Below are 19214 nucleotides of genomic sequence, written 5' to 3' on the forward strand. Positions count from 1 at the left end.
ACAGGTTCAGTACGGAGCCGTGTTCTGCGAGCTCTTGCCCTTGCCGACCTTCTTGTAACGGGCAGCGTGCAGCGCGGGTCCGGCCTTGGCGCGCAGCACCCGGCCGTCCTCGCCCGCCGACCAGGTCGGGCCCGCCGGCCACCGTCGCATCAGCACGTTGCGGAACTCGCGACCGCGCACGTTCACCACGGCAGTGGTGACCAACGCGATCACGAAGAGCGCCAGCGCGGCGGCCGCGATCGACAGCTCCAGGTCTTGATGCGGCGAGTAGAAGATCTCCACCTCGGAGTCCTCACGCTTACCCGCGAAGTACGCCGCAGCAGCGACGATCATGGTGAAGGCAGACAGGATCACCGCCATCGTGATGATCGGGTGGGTGTGTCGTTCGGAATGGTGTGCCAGGACCAAGTCGTCCGGTCGCTCCGCGGTCATATCGTCCAGCCGCCGCCGCAGGTCGTTCCGCTCCGAACGGCGTTGGCGCCAATCGAACAGTGCGCCGCCGGCGGCCAGGAGGATGGCGATCACCATCGCCACGACGAAGGCGCTGAATCCCCACCCGAGAATCCGTTCTATGAACGAGCCGTAGTGGGTCGTGTCGCATTGCTGAGCCGGGCTGGATCCGGGGACGGTCGAGCAGCGCGCGCCCACGGAGAGCTGGAGGATGAGGAACCCTAGGAGCGCCACCAACGTGGCTGCGTAGATCACCTTGTCGGCCGACCGGAACCCGCCCGATCCTGCTCGTGGCCGGGACCGATCCTGACGTGCTCGTTTCCAGGCGTTCGCTTCATCCTCGGTGCTCCAGAACGCGGCGATCACCTTCTGCCGCCGTTCCTGGGCAGCGGTGAGCCATTGGGGCACGTAGAACGCCAGCGGCACCATCGCCGCCGCCCAGGCGAGCGCAATGGCGCTGATCGTCAGGGTCTCGACGACATCGTCCCTGGTGAACGCGATGCCGACACCGATGACTCCGAGAACGGCCGTCGGGCCTCCGGTGCCCAAGGCGAAGTATCTGAGCAGCCGGCCCGGTTCGCGGATCACAGCCACGACCTGCTCGGGCGACGGCACGCGATGCCTGTCCGCACCGTCTCGGGTTGCGCGGACGATCGCTCGGGAAGTGGTCACGTCGCGCAGGCATGCTGCTGAGGCGTAACCGGCCCAGACCACAACCGCGGCGATCATCAGCAGCGGGAGCGACGCGAGCAGGAGAGACTCGACGGCATTCGCGACGCCGGGATCGCCCAGCATGCCTTCGTCCGCCATCATCCCCACACCCAGCACAAGCACGAAGGTGCCGCCCAAACCGGTCAGGAAGGGAAAGAGGGTCCTCTCGAACGCCCGAGTGATCTCACCGACCAGCCCGACCGGATACTCGTACCAATGCCATAGGTCCGACCTGGAGTCGTCTGCACTCACCGAGAAACCGCCTGTCCGAGTCACGGCCGTGTGGCCGCGGTTCAATCATCGGCGGCGCACATTACCGACATCAGCGAGGGGACAACGCAGCAGGTCAGACCGCCCGATCGACTACGTGATGAGTTGCCGAGTCAACATCTCGGAGGAATTGGCACGCAGATGAATCGCTTGCCAAGGTACGTCGTGAATGGCAAAGAACGCGATGGCCGACAGTCATGAGCCCAACGCTCATGTCCCTACCTGGCGTCCTCGGGAACATCACAGTTGAAGGGACAATCTTCATGCGTATTCGATCTGCCGGCCGTGCCGGTCTGGTGCCCGCAGTCGGCCTCGGCCTCGCCCTCGCGTTGACCGCGTGCGGCTCCGAGGAGACCGGTTCGGACTCCAGCGAAGCGTCGACTCCGGCCGAGGCCGAGTCCAGCGCCGCGGCCTCTGAGTCCGCAGCCGCGCCTGCGGCCGACGAGAAGGAGGTCAAGATCGGCAAGACCCTCAAGGACCCCGACATGGGCGACTCCATCGAGGTCGTCTCCGCCGTCCGCGACTTCCCCTCCAAGGAGGAGGCCGACCTCATCTCCGACGGTGGCGAGGTCGTGCTGCTCCAGGTGAAGGTCAAGCCGGGCAAGGAGTTCGGCGGCCGCGTCTCCAGCGGCAACTTCGAGATCTCGGCCGACAAGTCCGACTTCTCCACCGACGACACCCGCCTCATGACCGACGAGCTCGAGGCCGCCAAGCGCACCCCGTTCGACGACATCGCCCGCCGCGACGGCGGCGAGGCCACCGGCTGGATCGCCTTCCAGGTCGACGAGAAGGCCGACACGTACGTCGTCTCCTACACCCGCGACGCCGCCAAGGTCATCGGCTCCGACAAGCAGATCAACGAGTTCAAGCAGGAGATCGAGATCCCGGCGTCCTGATCCTACGGAAACTCCAAGCCGGTGGGGAGCGGGCTGAGGCCACTCCCCGCCGGACGCAGTTCAGTGCACGCTATACACGAGTCCCTACTCGCACGCGGCTCGTTATCCGTGGTGACAACGTTAGGAACATCGGGCGGCACCTGCCTTCGAAGTCCCCGAGCGCTTGAGACTAAAGTTCGGCCCCAAGCAGGGTGTCGGAGCAAGGATTGCACCAAACCCGCGCGGCTACCTGGCCACAGTCAGGTACATACACCGTGCCCCATCGCGACTCGGAGTGGAAGCCTTTGACCACAACCACGACAGACAAGCGCGCAGGACTTGTGCACTACCTGACACAGCCCGGGCTCCTCGGAAGGCTCAGCCGCGGTAATCCCAAATTGGCACCGTGGATCCTGATCGGCGTCCACCTGCTTCCGCTCGCAATTGTCGTCCTTATCTGGTCGATCGGGTTGGCTCCCGCCTTCGATAGCATCCACTGGATCCCGGCGATCCTCGCCACTGTCATCGCGGTCACCATTCCGCTACCCATGATGTTCGCATTCGGGTTCTGGGGTGTAGGTGCGGCCAGCGGTCGGGACGGCGGCGATCAGTTCGACGACGACTTCACTCCGCTCGTTGCCTTCGGGTTGGGCTGGCTCCGTTGGCTACTCCAGCTCATCATGATCGGGGGCATCATCCTGGCTACGATCCTCATCTGGATGGACTTCCGTCCATGGCACCTTCTCTCCACCGCGGAAATAGACGCGATGCCAGAGGAACTTGCCTCGATGCCCCTGCCTGAGGACTGGGAGCGCGTTGGTGAACCGTCGGACGACTGGAAGAACGACCACACCGCATACAGGTCGCCGCACGCCCAGCTCGAAGAGTCCTTCTATGCTCCCGTCACATACGGTGAGATGAAGGCATGGGTCAACGACTCGACCGTCTGGGAGCGCAGCGAGTTCGGACCCATCGATGCCATCGAATGCGATGACTCGTTGCAGTGGTGTGACGCCGAGCGCGTTGTCCAACCGGGGGAGCCGCGCGAGTACACCGTCACGTTCAAATGGAACGACACGTCTGGCGTCACCGACTCTAGCGGCCACCCCCTGAAGACCGTCCGGGTCGAACTCTCGTACGCCGAGAATGGGGGTCCTTGGAAATGATCCTTATACCAGATGCCAATTTCGTCCGGCGCGACGCGACCTTCAAGTTGCACCGCCCCGGCCCCTGACCCTTTTTACAGCCCGTACATCGCTAGCACGTTTCCGCCGAGCTCGATCTCGGGGGGCTGCTCAACGTCCACCCAAGGGACCTGCGTCTTCTTCTGCAGATAGTAATTATCCACAGGCGACGCTGGAGCCGGTTCGCTGCCGTCCACTGCCGCCCGAACGCGCACAAGAAGTTTCGTCAGCGCACGGGCATTCAACCGGCCATCGAGAATCGCCGCTGGCGTTCGAGGATCGGCCCCCACCACGACGTGGAACTGCGAGCCGGGCCCGCTCTCGTCAACGGCCACAAGGGTAAACCGCGGGTTCGAGTACCAAGGCTTCTCCCTGATAACCAACCGGCGCCCCTCGCAGTGGACAGCCAAGATCTTGCAGCTCTTTGTGCTTTGGAAGACTCCAAGAAACGCATCAAATACTGCGTCGGCAGACTCCGGAACCTCTACCGACATTTCGCGTGTATCGCGCATGCAACTCACCTACTCAATTCTGCTCGCCACGTAGGGCTCGTTCGACCTACCCAGGTCGGGCTCACGACCCGGCAGGAAGCCACCGAAGTGTCGACACGCACGCATCGAAAGCGAACTTCCACGAACGGACCAACTTGTCCTCGCTAGAGGATTCTAGCGGCCGGATAAAACTCGCGGTGAACTGCAGCGCACGTCGATGCTTCGAGCCTGGTATTGGCGTCAGATAGATAATCGTGTTCTGATAAACCGTCGACTCTTCCATCTTCACAGTGCTCTCGCGCTCAAATCGCACGAACCGCTTGTCACCAAACAGTGGCCGCGCACCGTGGTCTCGAATCAGACTAGCGATCAAGTCATCGAGCGTTCCATCGGCCGGCGAGCGACGGATCGAGGCCACAAGGGACCCAGGAATCAACGTCGCGTCGTCGTCCACATTCATAGGAGCGTAGTAGGCAATGGCGGACTGCTGATTCAGCGAATCATATGACTCATCGACCATCTTAGAAACTGTGCCGTACAGATCCGGACGTCTCAGGTCACTGAGCCGCGCCTTGAGATCGGAGTTGAGACGTTCCCTGTCATCATCGTCAGGGGTTCGCCGCTCCCACCCTGGGAGCAGCTTTATCTCGAATTCGGGATCCTTGGATGCACCCAGCATCTCCCTCAATGAAGTCGATTCCGACGCGGAATTCATTCGCTAACCCTTCCGAGGGGCAACCAACGCGCCCAATGGCTTGTTGATTGCCTTGTTGACGTTCTTCAGCTTTACTGCCCCTCGCTTGGCAGCTTCCTTGAGGGCAGCATTCCTCTGATCAACCAGAAACTGACTCTCTAGTTCCGTCAATCGAGAAACATCCGCAGCCGGGAGAACTTGGGATGAATTACCAAGCGAGAAGGCGGCGGTCGCAACCGTCGACGCAACTAATGACGCCCAGGCTGGCCACAGATGAAAGTCGCTGACTTGAACCGCTTCGTGAACCGCCGCGAAAACAAGGGTCAGGCTCGACCCTATCAGGAGTAGTCCCGAGAGGATGAGATCAGACTCGCGCGACCGTCTCCCAACTCGCAACCACCCCCCGAATCCGATGATCTGGCACAAAAACCCGAGGACGAAGCAGAGCAACACAATCGGACCAGCGATACCAACCGCCACCCCGGGACTCTGAATATTCCGAAACTGCACGTTGCCCGCGAACGCAAGGGCGCCAGCGATCGGGGCAAGGCCCGAGAGGAGAACGAGGATCTGATTCCCGACCGATCGCGGCAAACAAACCGACCAGAGTCCTTGCAACCGTTCACGACGATGCAGGACAAAAGGTGCGCGATCGATTACTTGCTGCTCGACATCGCCTACGTCGACCTGCTCACCGGGACCAAGTCGTTCGGCCCACTCGAACGCGTCGTGCCACATCTTGCTCATTCAGGCAATCCCCATACATCGCCAGCCAGAGCCACCTGACCGCAATCAACTGCTTCACCCCGGAAGGTCTCGCCGTCCTCACTGAAGACCTCCAGACTCTGCAGGAACTGGTCGATCCCGGACCTCATCATTACGAAGTAGTTCACTGGCATCGGATCGAGTGAGACAGTCACACATCGAGGGCCCTGAACAAAGACATAGTCTGCGACAACCACCTGGATGTCGACGCCACTCCCCGACTCTCGCAAGATCGGGTCGACGCTGATGCACTCCACTCCGGCCCCCAGATTCTGGGCCTCGTAGCTACGCAACTCGTATCCATCGTCTGCCCATTGCTCGACCTGAGGCGCTCTGCCAGAAAGTACCCTGACTCCGAAGAACAGGTCGCTGAAGGGCGGCCAGTACGCAACCGTCAGGTTCGCATTGTCCGGTCGAAGACGCTGTGCTCGTTCGAGGTCACTTCTGACCCGCGATTCCACATCCGAGTTCCACTCGGGCCCCCAGAAGGTCCGCAATGCGCTAGCAACTTCTGCCGACCAATCGGAAAGCTCGGGCTCCGCCAAGTCTGGGATCTCGAACCAGCCTGGTTCAAGAACCTCCGCATTCACACTCCACGCGGTCATGAAGTCTTCCTCTGCTCGCTAGTCAGCAGGATCACCACACAACGTCCAGAACGTCGGAGACCGCCCCGCCGGGCTCAAAGTCATGTGAGAAGGGGTTCAGAGTGGGCCCACCGGCCAACTTCGAAATGGAATCGACTACTTCAGGACCCTTTGCCCAGTTAGACACGAGAGTATGCCCTTGCTCCCAGACTCTTCCGTGAGCCGTCGACCCCGCGCCACCACGAGTAAACGCGGAGAGGATGTCGCCCCTCGGGCGCGCACGGATTGCGTCATCCCAGCCGCCCTTCAGGGCCGCCTTTGTAGCCCTGAACCCGACCTTGCCGAAGACCGTGCCCGCCGTAGAGAACTTGCCGCCCAGCCCGGCGACCCTACTTGCGCCCTTCATGGCGCCGCTGAGCGCCCGCCCGGCTGCACCAAATGGGATCACACCGAGCGCGGCCCACCCAACATCCGCCCAACTTCCGTTGCCGAAGATCGCCTGACCCAGGCGACCGACCAGAATCACGGCCGACAAGATGAGCGCTAGAGCGGCGAACGGCCCCGTAAGGAAGATGGCCGCGATAGCGAGCGCGAGGGCCACGTACCCAAGAGCATCCAGAAGGGGCCCGATGTCATCCCAGAAACTGTCCTCGATCTGCCCAGAGGTACCGTTGGTTACACCTGAGACTGCCTGTTCATAGGCATCTTCCCAGGTGTCGTAGTAACTGTCGAAGTTCTCGGCCTCTTCATGCCACGCGTCGTAGAGGTCCTGCTTCTTCTCTGCCTCTTTGGCAGCGTCGTCCGCTTCCGGACCTTCGGGCTCTGGTCCTAGCGCAGGCGGAGCCATGCCAATCTCCGGACCAGGCGCGTTCTGATACTCAGTCCACTTTGTATTGCAGTTATCGACAGATGCGTTCAATCCATGCTTAATCACCATCAGGGACGATCCGTATTCTTGGATCGGCGGCCCCACGGGCTTGTACAAGTCGGCGGCCTCACGAAGCTTTTCGAAGGAGTCGCCGATCGCGTCCTTGAGGGAGGTGACCGCTTCGCCTACCATCGCTTCACCCTCAAGGGTGCCATTCTTGATGCCCTCAAGAGTGTCTGCAGCGGTTTCCATCATCTCGCCAAGCCGCTCGATCTGATAGCCCCGATCCCAGATCGCATCGCCGTCATCAGCGATCGACTCAATGGTCCGATTCTTCGGAGACGTTCCTCCACCGCTCATATCAAACACCCTTCAAAAACGGGACTGACATATCAGGTCGGCCCGTGCTATTTTCCGCTGTTGGACATTTTGCCAGCCGCGTCGTCGTCAAACTTGTTGAACCCATCAACAACAGCCTTGGTCTTCTTCGCGATCTCTTCGAGACTTTCCTTCAACTTCCCTCGTTGGTCATCCCAACGCTCTTCGAAGTCCTTCACCGCGTCTTGCAACTCGCCTCTGCCAAACGGCCTGCCGATGTCAGATTCGAGGTCCTCCGACCTGTCGGTCGCATCCTCAAATTCTTTTACGATGCTCTCAAGTGACGCATGCATGGTCTCTAGTTCGGAGATCTTGATATGAACCTTGTCGCCCATCGCAACCTTCCAGATTCGTTTGGAACCACGGATTCAACGGCAGCACTGGAGTGCTGTACCGCATCTGGTCAGACGGTGGTGGGACCGAGCGGGACTCGGTCCCACCACTGCATACCAATGAAGACTCAGCCGCCGGCGAGCTGCGAGTCCAGGTCCTGGATAGCGGTCGCCATGTCACGCAGCGACTGCGCCATGTCCTCGACACCACCGATGGCGTCCTTCAGACCCGTGGTCATCTCGGTGTAGCCGTCCTGGAACTTCCCAGACGCCTTCTCCGTCTTGAAGCCATCCTGCACCAGCTCGTCCACGTAACCCTGGCACTCATCAAGCGCCGACTCGATCGTGTCCTTGCCCTGGTCGAGCTTGTCGGCCGCACCGGTCATCTCGTCGTATGTTGCACCGAAGTCACTCATCAGTCATTACCTTTCCCGCGATTGCATTGCACGACACCCAGCTGCGGCGCCGTTCGTCACTGTCACTCTCGCGCCCACGTCAAGCGCGATCCCGACGGGTCGAAACGCTCCTCGCGGACATCGTCCGAGGACAAGCATCTGACTCCATCACGGTCGTCCTACCCGCTGCGGCGAGTTTCAAACGTGTTCGAAAGTAAAGTTTTGTTAGCTCGGCCGTGCGGCCTGTGGTGGCCTCCTGGGCCGGCATCGCACCCGAGCTGGGATGGGTAGATGGCGGGCCAGCAGACACCAGCCCACCATCCAGCCAGACGGTCGAATCAGCCGCCGGCGAGCTGCGAGTCCAGGTCCTGGATAGCGGTCGCCATGTCACGCAGCGACTGCGCCATGTCCTCGACACCACCGATGGCGTCCTTCAGACCCGTGGTCATCTCGGTGTAGCCGTCCTGGAACTTCCCAGACGCCTTCTCCGTCTTGAAGCCATCCTGCACCAGCTCGTCCACGTAACCCTGGCACTCATCAAGCGCCGACTCGATCGTGTCCTTGCCCTGGTCGAGCTTGTCGGCCGCACCGGTCATCTCGTCGTATGTTGCACCGAAGTCACTCATCGGTCATTACCTTCCCCGGGAGTTCATTGACAGGCACCCGTCCGGATGCCGTGGCCACGGTAAGTCACGCCCGTCAGGCTTGTGAAGAGTAAATACCGTTTCGTTGCGGTCTTCATATGCCGTTCGGGTCGTGGCCGAGGTATGGCCCTCATGACCGGTTGAGCACAGACTCCGAACGGCCCGCAGCCCGGCCTACGTAGCATAAATGGAAGATGGCGGGCCAGCAGACACCAGCCCACCATCCAGCCAGACGGTCGAATCAGCCGCCGGCGAGCTGCGAGTCCAGGTCCTGGATAGCGGTCGCCATGTCACGCAGCGACTGCGCCATGTCCTCGACACCACCGATGGCGTCCTTGAGACCCGTGGTCATCTCGGTGTAGCCGTCCTGGAACTTGCCCGAAGCCTTCTCGGTCTTGAACCCGTCCTGAACCAGCTCGTCGACGTAGCCCTGGCACTCGTCAAGAGCGGACTCGATCGTGTCCTTGCCCTGGTCGAGCTTGTCGGCCGCACCGGTCATCTCGTCGTATGTTGCACCGAAGTCACTCATCGATCATTGCCTTTCCCGCGATTGCATTGCATGACGTCCCGTCGGGACGCCGGACGTCACGGTATTGCACGCGACGCCGAGTAGTGAACCGCAATTCCACTCCGGCTGTCACCTTCAATCAAGCCTTCTGACGCTGCCTCTGGCACCACCTGCGAGGTTGCCCTAACAACCACTTTCTCGTGGCGGACGTCGGGTCACCGGCTCGTGCTCCCGAGACGTCAACCGCTCGGAGACGTACGGGGCGCGGATCCAGCAAACACCGATCTCACAGGCTGGCCCACGACCCAAGAGGCATCCGCAGCATCTTCTGCTTCCTGGACTCTTGAAGATCGACGAGCCCCCGTTCGTCGAGGACGTCCATGACCCTCTCGCGGGCAGCCAGGCATCGTTGGCGGAGGTAGAAGCTCGAGGGCACCTTGGGCTTGCTGGGTTGCCGGGTTGGCTGTGAGCTCCGGCGGCGGCGCGCACGGATCTGGAGGGTGCCGAGCACGATCAGCACGAGGATGCTCACGAGCACAGCGATGAGGGCGTACCACGCAACCGTCGACGCGCTGCCGACATCGGCCACGTTCGCCAGGAGTGCGTAGGCCACGAAGGCAAGGGTTCCGTTGAACGCGGCGAGAGCGATCTCCCAGCGTTGCCGCCAGCTGTCATCGCGGGCGTCGATCAAGAACACCGCGGAGACCGCGGTCGTCACCGCCAGGGGAAACTGCGCGATCGCGAGCAGCTGGTCCGCCAATGCGGGGTCAGCGACGCCAAGACCTACCCCGACCAGCAGTGTGGCCCAGAACGCCGACCCGAAGATCAGAACAACGGTGACGACAAGGCCGATCGAGACTGCGACGTCGACGACGCGCCCGCTCGCGGGCTCGTCGGGAAGACGCGGATGACGACGCTTCAGCACCTCTGCCTCGATCTCGCCCCAGTGGAGCGGGACGGTGAACTCCGTGTGGCGAGCCCACTCTTCGACCGACCGGCGCCGCAGTCTCATCTATGCCGCCAACCTCACGCAGACCCCTCGCTGTCGCTCGACACAGGCATCTGCATGGTGACCATCCGGCCGGCCTGGACGAAGATGCCTCGGCCGGCGGGGAAGTCGGTGCGCTTGAGCTTGCCGAAGGGCACCTTGAAGAGGGTGTCGCCGTCGTAGGTGTCGGGCTTGAGGGCGATGCCCTGGCGGGCAGACTTCCACTCGCCCATCACGCCCGAGCCGCCGCCGGCGCGGGAGACGTCGGCGTCACCGACGAAGAGGTGGTCGGAGTTGTTGATCGCCTGCAGCAACGCTCGCATGGGGCGGTCCGCGGGGCCGTCGGCCAGGTGGGTCATGTCCTCGGCGACGATCATGATGCGCCCGGGGAAGGACTCGTCGGCGACGATCTCGGCGAGCTCGGTCACGAGCGCCTTCTCGTCGTCGGGGCGGGTGGCGCTGCGTACCCACGGCCTGAAGTCGCCGAGCAGGGCGCGGCGGCTGCCGAGGTGGAACAGCTTGACCTCGGGGTCGAAGCGCTCGACGGACTCGATGAGGGCCTTGAGCGCGTTCGTCTTACCCGACTGCGGCGGCCCGGTGATGATGAACGAGCCGATCGGGTCGAAGCCGCGCGGCTCGAGGGTGTCGTCGCCGATACCGAAGACCGGCTGGCCGTTCGCCTGGACGGGCATGTCGCGGCTGGAGATCTTCGTCGGCAGCGCGCCGATCTCGCCGACCTCCTCGACGCCCTGGGCACGCAGCTGCTCGACGACCTCGTCGAGAGCCTTGGTCTGCTCGGCGACGTTGGTGGTGCCGCCGAGCACGGCGAGCTGCACCTCGGCCTTGTCGACGACGGCACGACCGGGTGCCGACTGCTCGTTGAGCACGTCCTTGGGCGCACCGACCAGCACGTACTGGCTCGGGTCGGAGAGCCGCATGACGACACGGCGCGGGATGTTCGCGAAGACGGCCGTCGGGACGGACCCGGAGCGGTCTGCGGTGATCACCGCGTGGATGCCGAGCGGACGGCCCTCGCCGAGCACTCGCATGAAGGACTGGTAGAACGGCGCGCGGCCGGCGGCGATCTCCCACTCCTTCTTGAACTCCGGGTAGTTGTCGATCATGAGCAGGATGCGCGGCATCGACTTGTCGGCGAGCTCGCGGTATTCGCTGAGGTTGGCGGCCGACGCCTGGGCGAACAGCTCCGAGCGACGGTCCATCTCCCGCTCGAGGGTGCGCATCAGGCGCTGCAGCCGCTCGGCGTCGTCGCCGTCGATGATCGAGCCGACGTGCGGCAGCCGCTGGATGGCACCGAGAGCACCGGAGGCGAAGTCGAGGCCGTAGACCTTGACTGCGCCGAGGTCGGGGCGGGCGCCGGCGGCGGTCGCGATCGTACGCAGCAGGGTCGACTTGCCCGAGCCGGAGGAGCCGAAGATGAGCAGCGATCCGTCGCGGTCGGGAACGAAGTAGGTCGCGTTCTGCTGCTGGCGCTCGGGGATGTCGGCGAGACCCAGCAGGATCTGGCTGTCGCCCTCCAGCGGCAGGTCGCGCATGTCGACCACGGTGGCCAGGTCATCGAGCCACGGACGCCGCGGCGTCATCAGCCCGGCCGCGTCGGAGGCCCGGATCAGGTTGGTCACGACCCGCTTCTGGTCGTTGGGCCCGAGGTCCTCGTCGTGCGAGTCGCTCTCCGGCGGCCGCTCGGGCTCCCACTCGGTGATCGAACCGAACTTCAGCTCGGCCACCTTCACGTCGGCGGTGACCACCTCGTCGTCGCGGGTCCAACCACCGGCGTACGCCGACTGGAACGGCGTCAGGCGACCGGGACCGGTCTTCGCGATGCCGCGGCCAGGGATCGACGGCGGGAAGGTGCCGGCGATCGGGTCGTCGACGACGTCCTTGGAGTCGGTCTCGTCGGCCATACGCAGCGCGACGCGGAGGTTGGTGTTGGCGCGCAGGTTGTCCTTGATGACACCGGCCGGGCGCTGGGTCGCCATGATCAGGTGGATGCCGAGCGAACGGCCTCGCTGAGCGATGTCGACGACGCCGTCGACGAACTCCGGCACCTCACCGGCAAGCGCCGCGAACTCGTCGATGACCAGCACCAGCGCGGGCGGGCACTCCGGGTCCTGGCGCTTCTCCAGCTCCAGGAGGTCCTTGGCCTTCTTCCGGTTGAACAGGTGCTCGCGGTAGTGCAGCTCGGCCTTGAGGCTGGTCAGCGCGCGGCGTACGAGGTGGGGCGACAGGTCGGTCACCAGACCGACGCAGTGCGGCAGCTCGATGCAGTCTGCGAACGCCGAACCGCCCTTGTAGTCGACGAAGAGGAAGGTCACCCGGTCGGGCGAGTGCGCCGAGGCGATGCCGAGCACCCACGCCTGCAGGAACTCCGACTTTCCGGCACCGGTGGTGCCACCGACGAGGGCGTGCGGGCCCTGCGTACGCAGGTCGAGCGTCATCGCGTCCGAGGCACCCTGCCCGATGATCGCGCGCAGGTTGCCGGCCTTCTTCAGCCGGCCTCGCGGGCGGTCGGAGCGGTCGATGATCGAGTTGTTCTGCCGCCAGCGCTCGACGACGGAGCTCGGGTCCTCGGCGACCTCGTTGCCGACCAGGGACAGGAAGCCGACCGAGTTGGGCAGGTCGGAGGAGTCGTGGACGACGGTGCTGGCGTCGACGACCGGCGCGAGCCGCTTGGCGAACATCTCCATGTAGGCGTTAGAGACGCCTTCGATCGTGACGCCCTCGTGCAGGTCGCCGTTGCGGACCAGGCCGACGGTGGCGCGCTCCAGACCGTCGCTGACATCCATGAAGCTGCGGCACACCGCCGGCAGCGCCTCCACGGTCGAGGACAGGAAGACAGCGTGTACGCCGACGTCGGCTCCGCGCTCGAGCACCTGGACCAGGCGCGCGCGGTCGACGGGCGCGTCGTTGGTGACGAAGACTACGATCGAGACCTGCACCCGGGCGTTGGTCTCGTCACCGGCGCGGGCCACGTCGGTGCCGTACTGCATCGGGTTCCAGCCCTCCGCGAACGGGCCCCGGTGCTCGGCGGTGCGGCCGGCGCGCATGATGTATTCCTCCAGCGCGCTGAGCAGCGCGTTGGCGGTCGGCGCGGAGTCGGCCAGCGGCATGTCCTTGAACCGGTTGGTCTCCGACGTGGTGTGCGGCAGCCACTTGAGCCACTCGAACTCGTCGACCCAGTCGGGGTCGGCGAAGGCGACGGTGACGACCTCGTTGGGCGCGTGCAGACCGAAGAGCTGCACCGCGAGCCCACGCATCGCATCGGCCGCCGGCCCGGAAGGACCGGCCACGCCGACCGAGCCCACCGCGGGCAGCGACTCGAGCAGCGGCACGTCGTCGACGTACTTGTAGCGCTCCATCAGCCGGTCGATGCGCTCGATGAACTCGGGCAGACCGTTCTGGTTGTCGCGCTCCGCGATCGAGTTGCGCGAAGGTGCCTGGGTGGTGCCGAGGCGTACGGCCAGGAAGTTCCAGTGCTCGGGGCGGCGGGTCCACAACCGCGGGCCGAGCTGCATCGCCTGCTCGAAGACCTCCGCGACCGGCGGGACCTCCTCGTTGCGGGCGAGCTCCTCCTCGGGCTTGCTGCGGTAGAAGACCTCTTCCAGCTTCTCGAACTGCCGCTCGAAGAGCTCGATCTCGTGATCCTGCTTCGCTCCGGCCTGGCGGTGCTGGTTGATGAAGTTGCCGACCGCCATCATCGGCGTCATCACGACCAGCAGCAGCGCACGCGTACGCCCGGTCATCGCGTAGATCGAGAGCGCCATGATGATCGGCGCGATCAGCACGAACCACGGGAAGAGCTTCTTCTGCATCTCGGTCGGCATCCACGGCGGCGGGTGCTCGGTGCCGGGGTAGCGCACGTCGACCCGCGGGCTGCGGTTGAAGAGCAGACCGCCGCCGCGCTCGAGCACCGGGTCTTCGACGGCCGAGACGTAGTCGGCCGAGAGCTGCATGACCAGGGTGGTGCTGCCGATGACGACCGGGGTGTCGGGCGCGAGGCGTACGCGGGAGAGCTGGGTGCCGTCGACGACGACACCGTTGGCCGAGTTGAGGTCGACCAGCTCGACGGCGCGATCGACCTCGATGCGGGCGTGCTTCTTGGAGACCATCGGGTCGGCGAGCACGATCTCGTTCTCCGGGCCACGGCCGATCGAGGCGTGACCGGTGACCAGCGGGAAGGCCTGCCCGCGCACCGGACCGTCGATCGCCCGCAGCACGCCGACGCTCTTACGCCGCGAGCCGGTCGTCTCGGCGTCGGGGCCCAGGTTGACCACGGCTGCCGCGAACCCCGAGCCGATCGGTGCGTCACCGATGGGCACGTCGGGCTCGAGCGGCTCCATCCGCTCGGCGGTGGGCGGGGCGACGGCCAACGTCAGCACGTCGTGCTCACCGGCGATGATCGACCGCGCCGGGTCGGCATCGGCGATGTGGCGCGCTACGTCCCTCGCGGTCGCCGTCGAGTCAGCGGTGACGACCACATCCGCGGGTGCGACACCCGGCCGGTGCAGCGTGAGCTTGACCTTCATCCTTCGTCTCCCTCATGAGCCGAGTTAAGAGATTGCGCGAGCAGAGTCGCGATCGCCGGAGTCGCAGTCACCCGCGACGGACCAGTGCAGAGCGGTCGCCGAAGCGGATCATCGCTCCGACAGGAGCCACGACAGGCTCCCAGGCCTTCAGCCGACGGCTGGCGCCCTCGTGGATCACCACGGTGCCGTTGGTCGAGCCTCGGTCGGTGACCTCGACACCGTCGCCGCTGGGACGCAGCGACATGTGGGTCTTCGAGACCGAGACGTCGATGATCGAGACGGTGCGTGCACCGAGCGTGTTCTCCGTGAGCGCAGGGTCGCGGCCGACCAGCACCACACCGGCGACCGGGATGCGCTCACCGGAGTCGACCTTGAGCATGACGCCGCTCGGACGGGGCTGCGCCGGTTGAGCCGGTTGGGCCGGCTGTCCGGGCTGTCCGGGTTGTCCGGGCTGGGCGGGCTGTCCGGGTTGGGCCGGAGGCTGCGGAAGGGGCGTACCGCTGCTGGTCACCGGACCGCCCGAGGTCGCCCCGGTGGGCGGCGGCGGGGTCGGGAGCGGAGTCTGCGGCTGAGGTGCCGGCGTCGGAGGTGTCGGCGTCGGGCTCGGAGGAGTCGGCGTGGGGGTCGGAGGCGGCGGGGTCACTCCGCGCGAGGGCGGGATCGCGGGGGCCACGGGCTTCGGCGCGGCCGGCCCGGACGACGGGGTGGCGAGCGAGCCACCCGGAGCGCCACCGTCGTCACCCTTCCCCTTCGGCCGGGAGACACCGAGCACGCCGGCGCTGACCCGCCCCGAGGGCCGGTAGCCGCCGGCCTGCTCGTTGGGCGTGCTGAGCGAGGGCAGCGACTTGCGCTCCGCGACGGGCTCGGCGGCGACGGTCTTGCGTGCGATGCGCATCCGCTTCTCGTCGTAGGGGTCGAGCCCTTCGCGTACGTCGACGGTCCAGATGTCGGTGGCCTGGTCGTGCCAACCGCGATTGCGGTTCTCCTTGTTGAGCAGCGGCGAGATCAGGAAGACGATCGGGCCGACGACGACGATCGAGGAGCCCCACACCACCAGCGCGCGGAGGAAAGCCTTGCCGAGCCCCGGGCGCTCGAGCGTCTTGACGTTGACGGAGCGGATGCCTGCGATCGACTTGCCTAGCGTGACCCCCTGACGACCGTGGAAGACGATCTGGAGCACGGCGAAGATCAGCGTCAGCAGCGTGGTGGCGGCAGCGGCGATCAGAGCCAGCAGGAAGTCGGGGTGGCTCAGGAAGCGCGAGAAGCCGAAGCGTCCCTGCACCAGCTTGAGCAGCAGCGGGACCGTGAAGACGAGATAAGGGATCTGCAGGAGCAGGTAGACGACGATGTCGACGCCCGACCCGAGGGCCCGGCGACCGAGAGGCGCATCCTTGAGCCCGAGCGAGGCGGCGTAGTCAGGATCGGGCTTTCCGTCAGCGGTGAGGCCTTCGATCTGGTCGACCTGCTCGGCGACCTCCCATATCTCCACCGCTAGAGCTCCTCACGCCCGATGTCCGAGTCCCGATATGCGAGTACTGCGGCGCTGAATCGACAACGCCAGAAGGCTACCGGACTGTCCCGGCCCGGGCGCGATGGTGTCTGGCAGGATCGAGGTATGTCAACACCGTTGGAGCCTTCCGCGAGTCCCGAGCAGATCGTCTTCTCCGACGGAACCACGGCAGACCTCGTACGCAAGGACGACGGGTGGGTCATCCAGATCGACGGCGTCGCGCAGTCCCACGTGGGCGATCCCGCACAGCCGCCGAAGCTCGCCTCGATCCGGTGGATGCTGGCAGCGCTCGGTGATCGTGCGCCGCGCAGGGCCGCCCACCTGGGCGGAGCGCTGCTGGCGCTTCCGCGTGCGGTCGCACACCGGTGGCCCGAGTCGGCGCAGACGGTGGTCGAGCTCGAGCCCGCGCTCGTCGAGCTCACCCGGTCACGATTTCCGCTGCCCACCGGCATCACCATGGAGACGGCCGAGGCACGCTCGTGGCTCGAGGCCAACCCGGGGAGCGAGCACGACGCCATCGTCATCGACATCTTCGTCGGCAACCGGATCCCACCAGCGTTCACGTCGCTGGAGTGCATGGACGCGGCGCGCGCCGCCCTGAGCGCGCAGGGCCGGCTGGTGCTCAACTCCGTCGCCGGCCCCGACCTGCTCTTCACCCGGCGAGAGCTCGCCACGCTGCGTACGCTCTTCGAGCATGTGGCGATGATCGTGCAGGGCTCCGCGCTGGCCGGCGCGAGGTTCGGCAACGCGACGCTGATCGCCTCGGACTCCCCGATCGATGCCGCGCCGATCCGGTCCGCGATCGCGGGCGACCCCTCGATGGGTGCGCTGGTGACCGACATCGACCCGATCATCGACGGAGCCGCCCCGATCCGTGACGCCGACGAGCTCTGGTCGCCGGTGCCGAACCTGCCCGATGCGAGCGCCGCACTGAAGCTCCTCGAACAGGCCCGCCAGGCGGTCGAGACGCTCCGCCCACCGCGCACCTGAGCCCAGAATGCCCTTTGTCTAGCGAGATTCGGCCCTATCGCTCGGCAGATACCCCGATAGGCGTCAACAGGCATTCCTTTTACCGAAACCGGCTTGTAACGTTCAAACAACCTGCTCGCGACTTAGGAGCGGGATGCTTCTGCTGCATGGCTTCGGGGCCGTGGGTGCTGGGCACTCGAGGATCGGAGACATGCGTTCACTGATGATGCACGCCTATCCGTTGTAGGGGGGACCTCGATGGAAACACTCACCGCGACCGAACCTGAGGCCAACACCGCCATCCAGCATGGCTACAGCCTCAAGTTCCGCCACGCCAGCGCCCTGACCAAGCTCATGGAGGAGCGACAGGACCTGCGTGGCGTTCACGTGTTCGCCGACTTCGTCGACGACTCGGTCCGCTGGTCTGCTTGATCGGCAATCACTGAGGGATCGACGATCCCAGCGGGAGGCCCGGCCGACGACGGCCGGGCCTTCGCCATTTCTCCGCGGCCTGCTTCTCAGGCCCGCTGGTGGACGATCCGCCCGCCCACAGTGGTCAGCGCGACCCCGCCGTGCGAGATCGCGGCCAGGTCGGCGACAGAGGCGCTGAGTGGGTCGACGTCGACCACGGCCAGGTCGCCGATGGAACCGACCCCGACGCTCGGCTGCCCGTCGACCGACGCCGCCAGCGCCTCCTGAGCGGTCAGCGCCTGCTCGGGATGCCAGGCCGTCTTGCCATCACGCGAACGCCCGACAGCCGTCGCGATGGCCAGCCACGGGTCGAGCGGAGCGACCGGCGCGTCCGAGCCGAGCACGATCTCGACCCCGGCGTCGAGCATCCAGCGGGTCGCGAAGCAGCGGTCCTCGCGCCCCGGCCAGAGCCCCTCGGTCATCTCCCGGTCGTCGAGGATGTGCGCCGGCTGGACCGATGCGGTGATCCCGAGACGAGCCATCACCGCCAGGTCTGCGCGCCGCACCAGCTGAGCGTGCTCGATCCGCCCCCGCGCCCCCGTCTCCGCGTACGCCGCCAGCGCCTCGGAGACCGCACGGTCACCGATCGCGTGCGTGGACACGTCGAGGCCGGCCGCGTGCGCCTTGCCGAGCAGCCCCCTGAGCTCGTCGGGCGACTGGTTGGGCGCACCGTGGCTCTCCGGGTCGTCGGCGTACGGGTCACAGCACCACGCGGTGCGGGTGCCGAGCGAGCCGTCGCTGATGATCTTCAGCGGCCCCATCGTCAGGCGGTCCTCATAGGGCAGCAGCGGGTCTCCGGTGCGCAGCCCCTCGGCGATCGCGTCCTCCACCTGGTCGGCGTACGTCGAGACCCGGATGCGCAGCAGGTCGCAGCCGGACAGCCACCGGGTGCGCCAGTCGTCGAGGCGGACGCCGACCTCGAAGTCGGTCATCCCGACCACACCGAGCGCGGCGGTGCGGGTCAGCATCCGACGGTAGGCCGACGGCCTGCTCCCGGTAGCCTCGAAGAGCTCCGCGACCCGCGGGTAGGCCTGATACCACTCCACCTCCTGCACCATGTCGTCGCGACGAGGCAGGTCGACGGCGTCGAGCGCGGCGGTGTTGAGCCAGGCGTGGTGGAAGTCGTGGTTGACCAGGATCGCGGGCACTCCGCCGGTGACCGAGTCGAGCTCGGCGACGGTGCCCCAGCGGTCCCACGTGCCGGCCGAATGACCCATCCCGACGATCGCCTCGCCCGGCTCGACATCCGGCGCGGCGGCCGCGACCAGCGCCAGCGCCTCGGCGGGCGAACGGGTGCCGCGCAGGTCGAGTCGGCTGGCGCCCAGGGTCCACTGGGCGAGGTGGGTGTGGGCGTCCCACAACCCCGGCACGAGCCACCGGCCGCCGGCGTCGTAGACCTCGGCCCCGACCGGTCTGGACAGACGTTCTCCGACCTTGGTGACCACACCGTCGACGACGAGGACGTCAACAACTCCAGCGGGCACGACGGCCCGCGGCGAGAGCGGAACGATGCGTACGTTCCGGAGGAGAAGGTCGGGCATGAATAGACGATAAGGACAAAGTCGTCCGCACGCGAGTCCCGT

At 65.5% G+C, this 19214-nt stretch carries 18 protein-coding genes; 4 read left to right on the plus strand and 14 right to left on the minus strand.

The genetic code is table 11. From position 1 onward, the window contains the following. Window positions 1-6 precede the first annotated feature (6 nt). Window positions 7-1413, minus strand: coding sequence for a hypothetical protein (locus FB381_RS23155; RefSeq protein WP_141782420.1), 1407 nt, complete (start codon window positions 1411-1413; stop codon window positions 7-9). 281 nt (window positions 1414-1694) lie between these two features. On the opposite strand from FB381_RS23155, the gene FB381_RS23160 reads away from it, so the two are divergent. Then, window positions 1695-2327 (plus strand): transcriptional regulator, encoded by a 633-nt coding sequence (locus FB381_RS23160; RefSeq protein WP_141782421.1) that lies wholly within the window; start codon window positions 1695-1697, stop codon window positions 2325-2327. A 284-nt stretch (window positions 2328-2611) separates the two neighbouring features. Next, window positions 2612-3472, plus strand: a complete 861-nt coding sequence (locus FB381_RS23165) for a hypothetical protein (RefSeq protein WP_141782422.1) — start codon at window positions 2612-2614, stop codon at window positions 3470-3472. A 74-nt stretch (window positions 3473-3546) separates the two neighbouring features. Here the strand turns inward: FB381_RS23165 and FB381_RS23170 are convergent, their stop codons facing one another. The 12 genes from FB381_RS23170 to FB381_RS23225 all read right to left on the minus strand — a co-directional run bounded on the left by FB381_RS23170 (window position 3547) and on the right by FB381_RS23225 (window position 16170). Next, the gene (locus FB381_RS23170; protein ID WP_141782423.1) at window positions 3547-4002 is read right to left on the minus strand and encodes a hypothetical protein; all 456 of its coding nucleotides are present in this window, start codon (window positions 4000-4002) and stop codon (window positions 3547-3549) included. A 61-nt stretch (window positions 4003-4063) separates the two neighbouring features. Beyond that, window positions 4064-4696, minus strand: a complete 633-nt coding sequence (locus FB381_RS23175; protein ID WP_141782424.1) for a protein TPRXL — start codon at window positions 4694-4696, stop codon at window positions 4064-4066. 3 nt (window positions 4697-4699) lie between these two features. After that, entirely contained in the window at window positions 4700-5422 is a 723-nt protein-coding gene (locus tag FB381_RS23180) for a hypothetical protein (RefSeq protein WP_141782425.1), read from the minus strand. After that, window positions 5419-6045: a hypothetical protein gene (locus FB381_RS23185; RefSeq protein ID WP_141782426.1), complete on the minus strand. Its 627-nt coding sequence runs from the start codon at window positions 6043-6045 to the stop codon at window positions 5419-5421. The genes FB381_RS23180 and FB381_RS23185 overlap by 4 nt, the downstream gene beginning before the upstream one ends. Window positions 6046-6076: 31 nt before the next feature. Continuing rightward, complete coding sequence (locus FB381_RS23190) at window positions 6077-7252, minus strand: hypothetical protein (RefSeq protein ID WP_141782427.1); 1176 nt, start codon at window positions 7250-7252, stop codon at window positions 6077-6079. 47 nt (window positions 7253-7299) lie between these two features. Beyond that, the gene (locus tag FB381_RS23195; protein ID WP_141782428.1) at window positions 7300-7605 is read right to left on the minus strand and encodes a flagellar protein FlgN; all 306 of its coding nucleotides are present in this window, start codon (window positions 7603-7605) and stop codon (window positions 7300-7302) included. A 125-nt stretch (window positions 7606-7730) separates the two neighbouring features. After that, window positions 7731-8018, minus strand: a complete 288-nt coding sequence (locus FB381_RS23200; RefSeq protein ID WP_141782429.1) for a WXG100 family type VII secretion target — start codon at window positions 8016-8018, stop codon at window positions 7731-7733. Window positions 8019-8335: 317 nt separating this feature from the next. Continuing rightward, window positions 8336-8623 (minus strand): WXG100 family type VII secretion target, encoded by a 288-nt coding sequence (locus tag FB381_RS23205; RefSeq protein ID WP_141782429.1) that lies wholly within the window; start codon window positions 8621-8623, stop codon window positions 8336-8338. 259 nt (window positions 8624-8882) lie between these two features. Then, complete coding sequence (locus FB381_RS23210; protein WP_141782429.1) at window positions 8883-9170, minus strand: WXG100 family type VII secretion target; 288 nt, start codon at window positions 9168-9170, stop codon at window positions 8883-8885. A 265-nt stretch (window positions 9171-9435) separates the two neighbouring features. Further along, window positions 9436-10161 carry a hypothetical protein gene (locus FB381_RS23215; RefSeq protein ID WP_141782430.1) on the minus strand — a complete coding sequence of 242 codons (726 nt, stop codon included), beginning with the start codon at window positions 10159-10161 and terminating at the stop codon, window positions 9436-9438. A 14-nt stretch (window positions 10162-10175) separates the two neighbouring features. Beyond that, window positions 10176-14681 (minus strand): type VII secretion EssC family protein, encoded by a 4506-nt coding sequence (locus FB381_RS23220; protein ID WP_141782431.1) that lies wholly within the window; start codon window positions 14679-14681, stop codon window positions 10176-10178. A gap of 67 nt (window positions 14682-14748) precedes the next feature. Then, window positions 14749-16170 carry an RDD family protein gene (locus FB381_RS23225; protein ID WP_141782432.1) on the minus strand — a complete coding sequence of 474 codons (1422 nt, stop codon included), beginning with the start codon at window positions 16168-16170 and terminating at the stop codon, window positions 14749-14751. 126 nt (window positions 16171-16296) lie between these two features. On the opposite strand from FB381_RS23225, the gene FB381_RS23230 reads away from it, so the two are divergent. Together FB381_RS23230 and FB381_RS24000 are read left to right on the plus strand one after the other, a co-directional pair. Continuing rightward, a complete protein-coding gene (locus FB381_RS23230) occupies window positions 16297-17181 on the plus strand; it encodes a spermidine synthase (protein ID WP_141782433.1) in 885 nt (294 codons plus the stop codon). A 237-nt stretch (window positions 17182-17418) separates the two neighbouring features. Next, window positions 17419-17592: a hypothetical protein gene (locus FB381_RS24000; RefSeq protein ID WP_170225282.1), complete on the plus strand. Its 174-nt coding sequence runs from the start codon at window positions 17419-17421 to the stop codon at window positions 17590-17592. 86 nt (window positions 17593-17678) lie between these two features. Here the strand turns inward: FB381_RS24000 and FB381_RS23235 are convergent, their stop codons facing one another. Beyond that, a complete protein-coding gene (locus FB381_RS23235) occupies window positions 17679-19172 on the minus strand; it encodes an amidohydrolase (RefSeq protein ID WP_141782434.1) in 1494 nt (497 codons plus the stop codon). Window positions 19173-19214 lie beyond the last annotated feature (42 nt).

The organism is Nocardioides albertanoniae, from assembly GCF_006716315.1.
Classification (GTDB): domain Bacteria; phylum Actinomycetota; class Actinomycetes; order Propionibacteriales; family Nocardioidaceae; genus Nocardioides; species Nocardioides albertanoniae.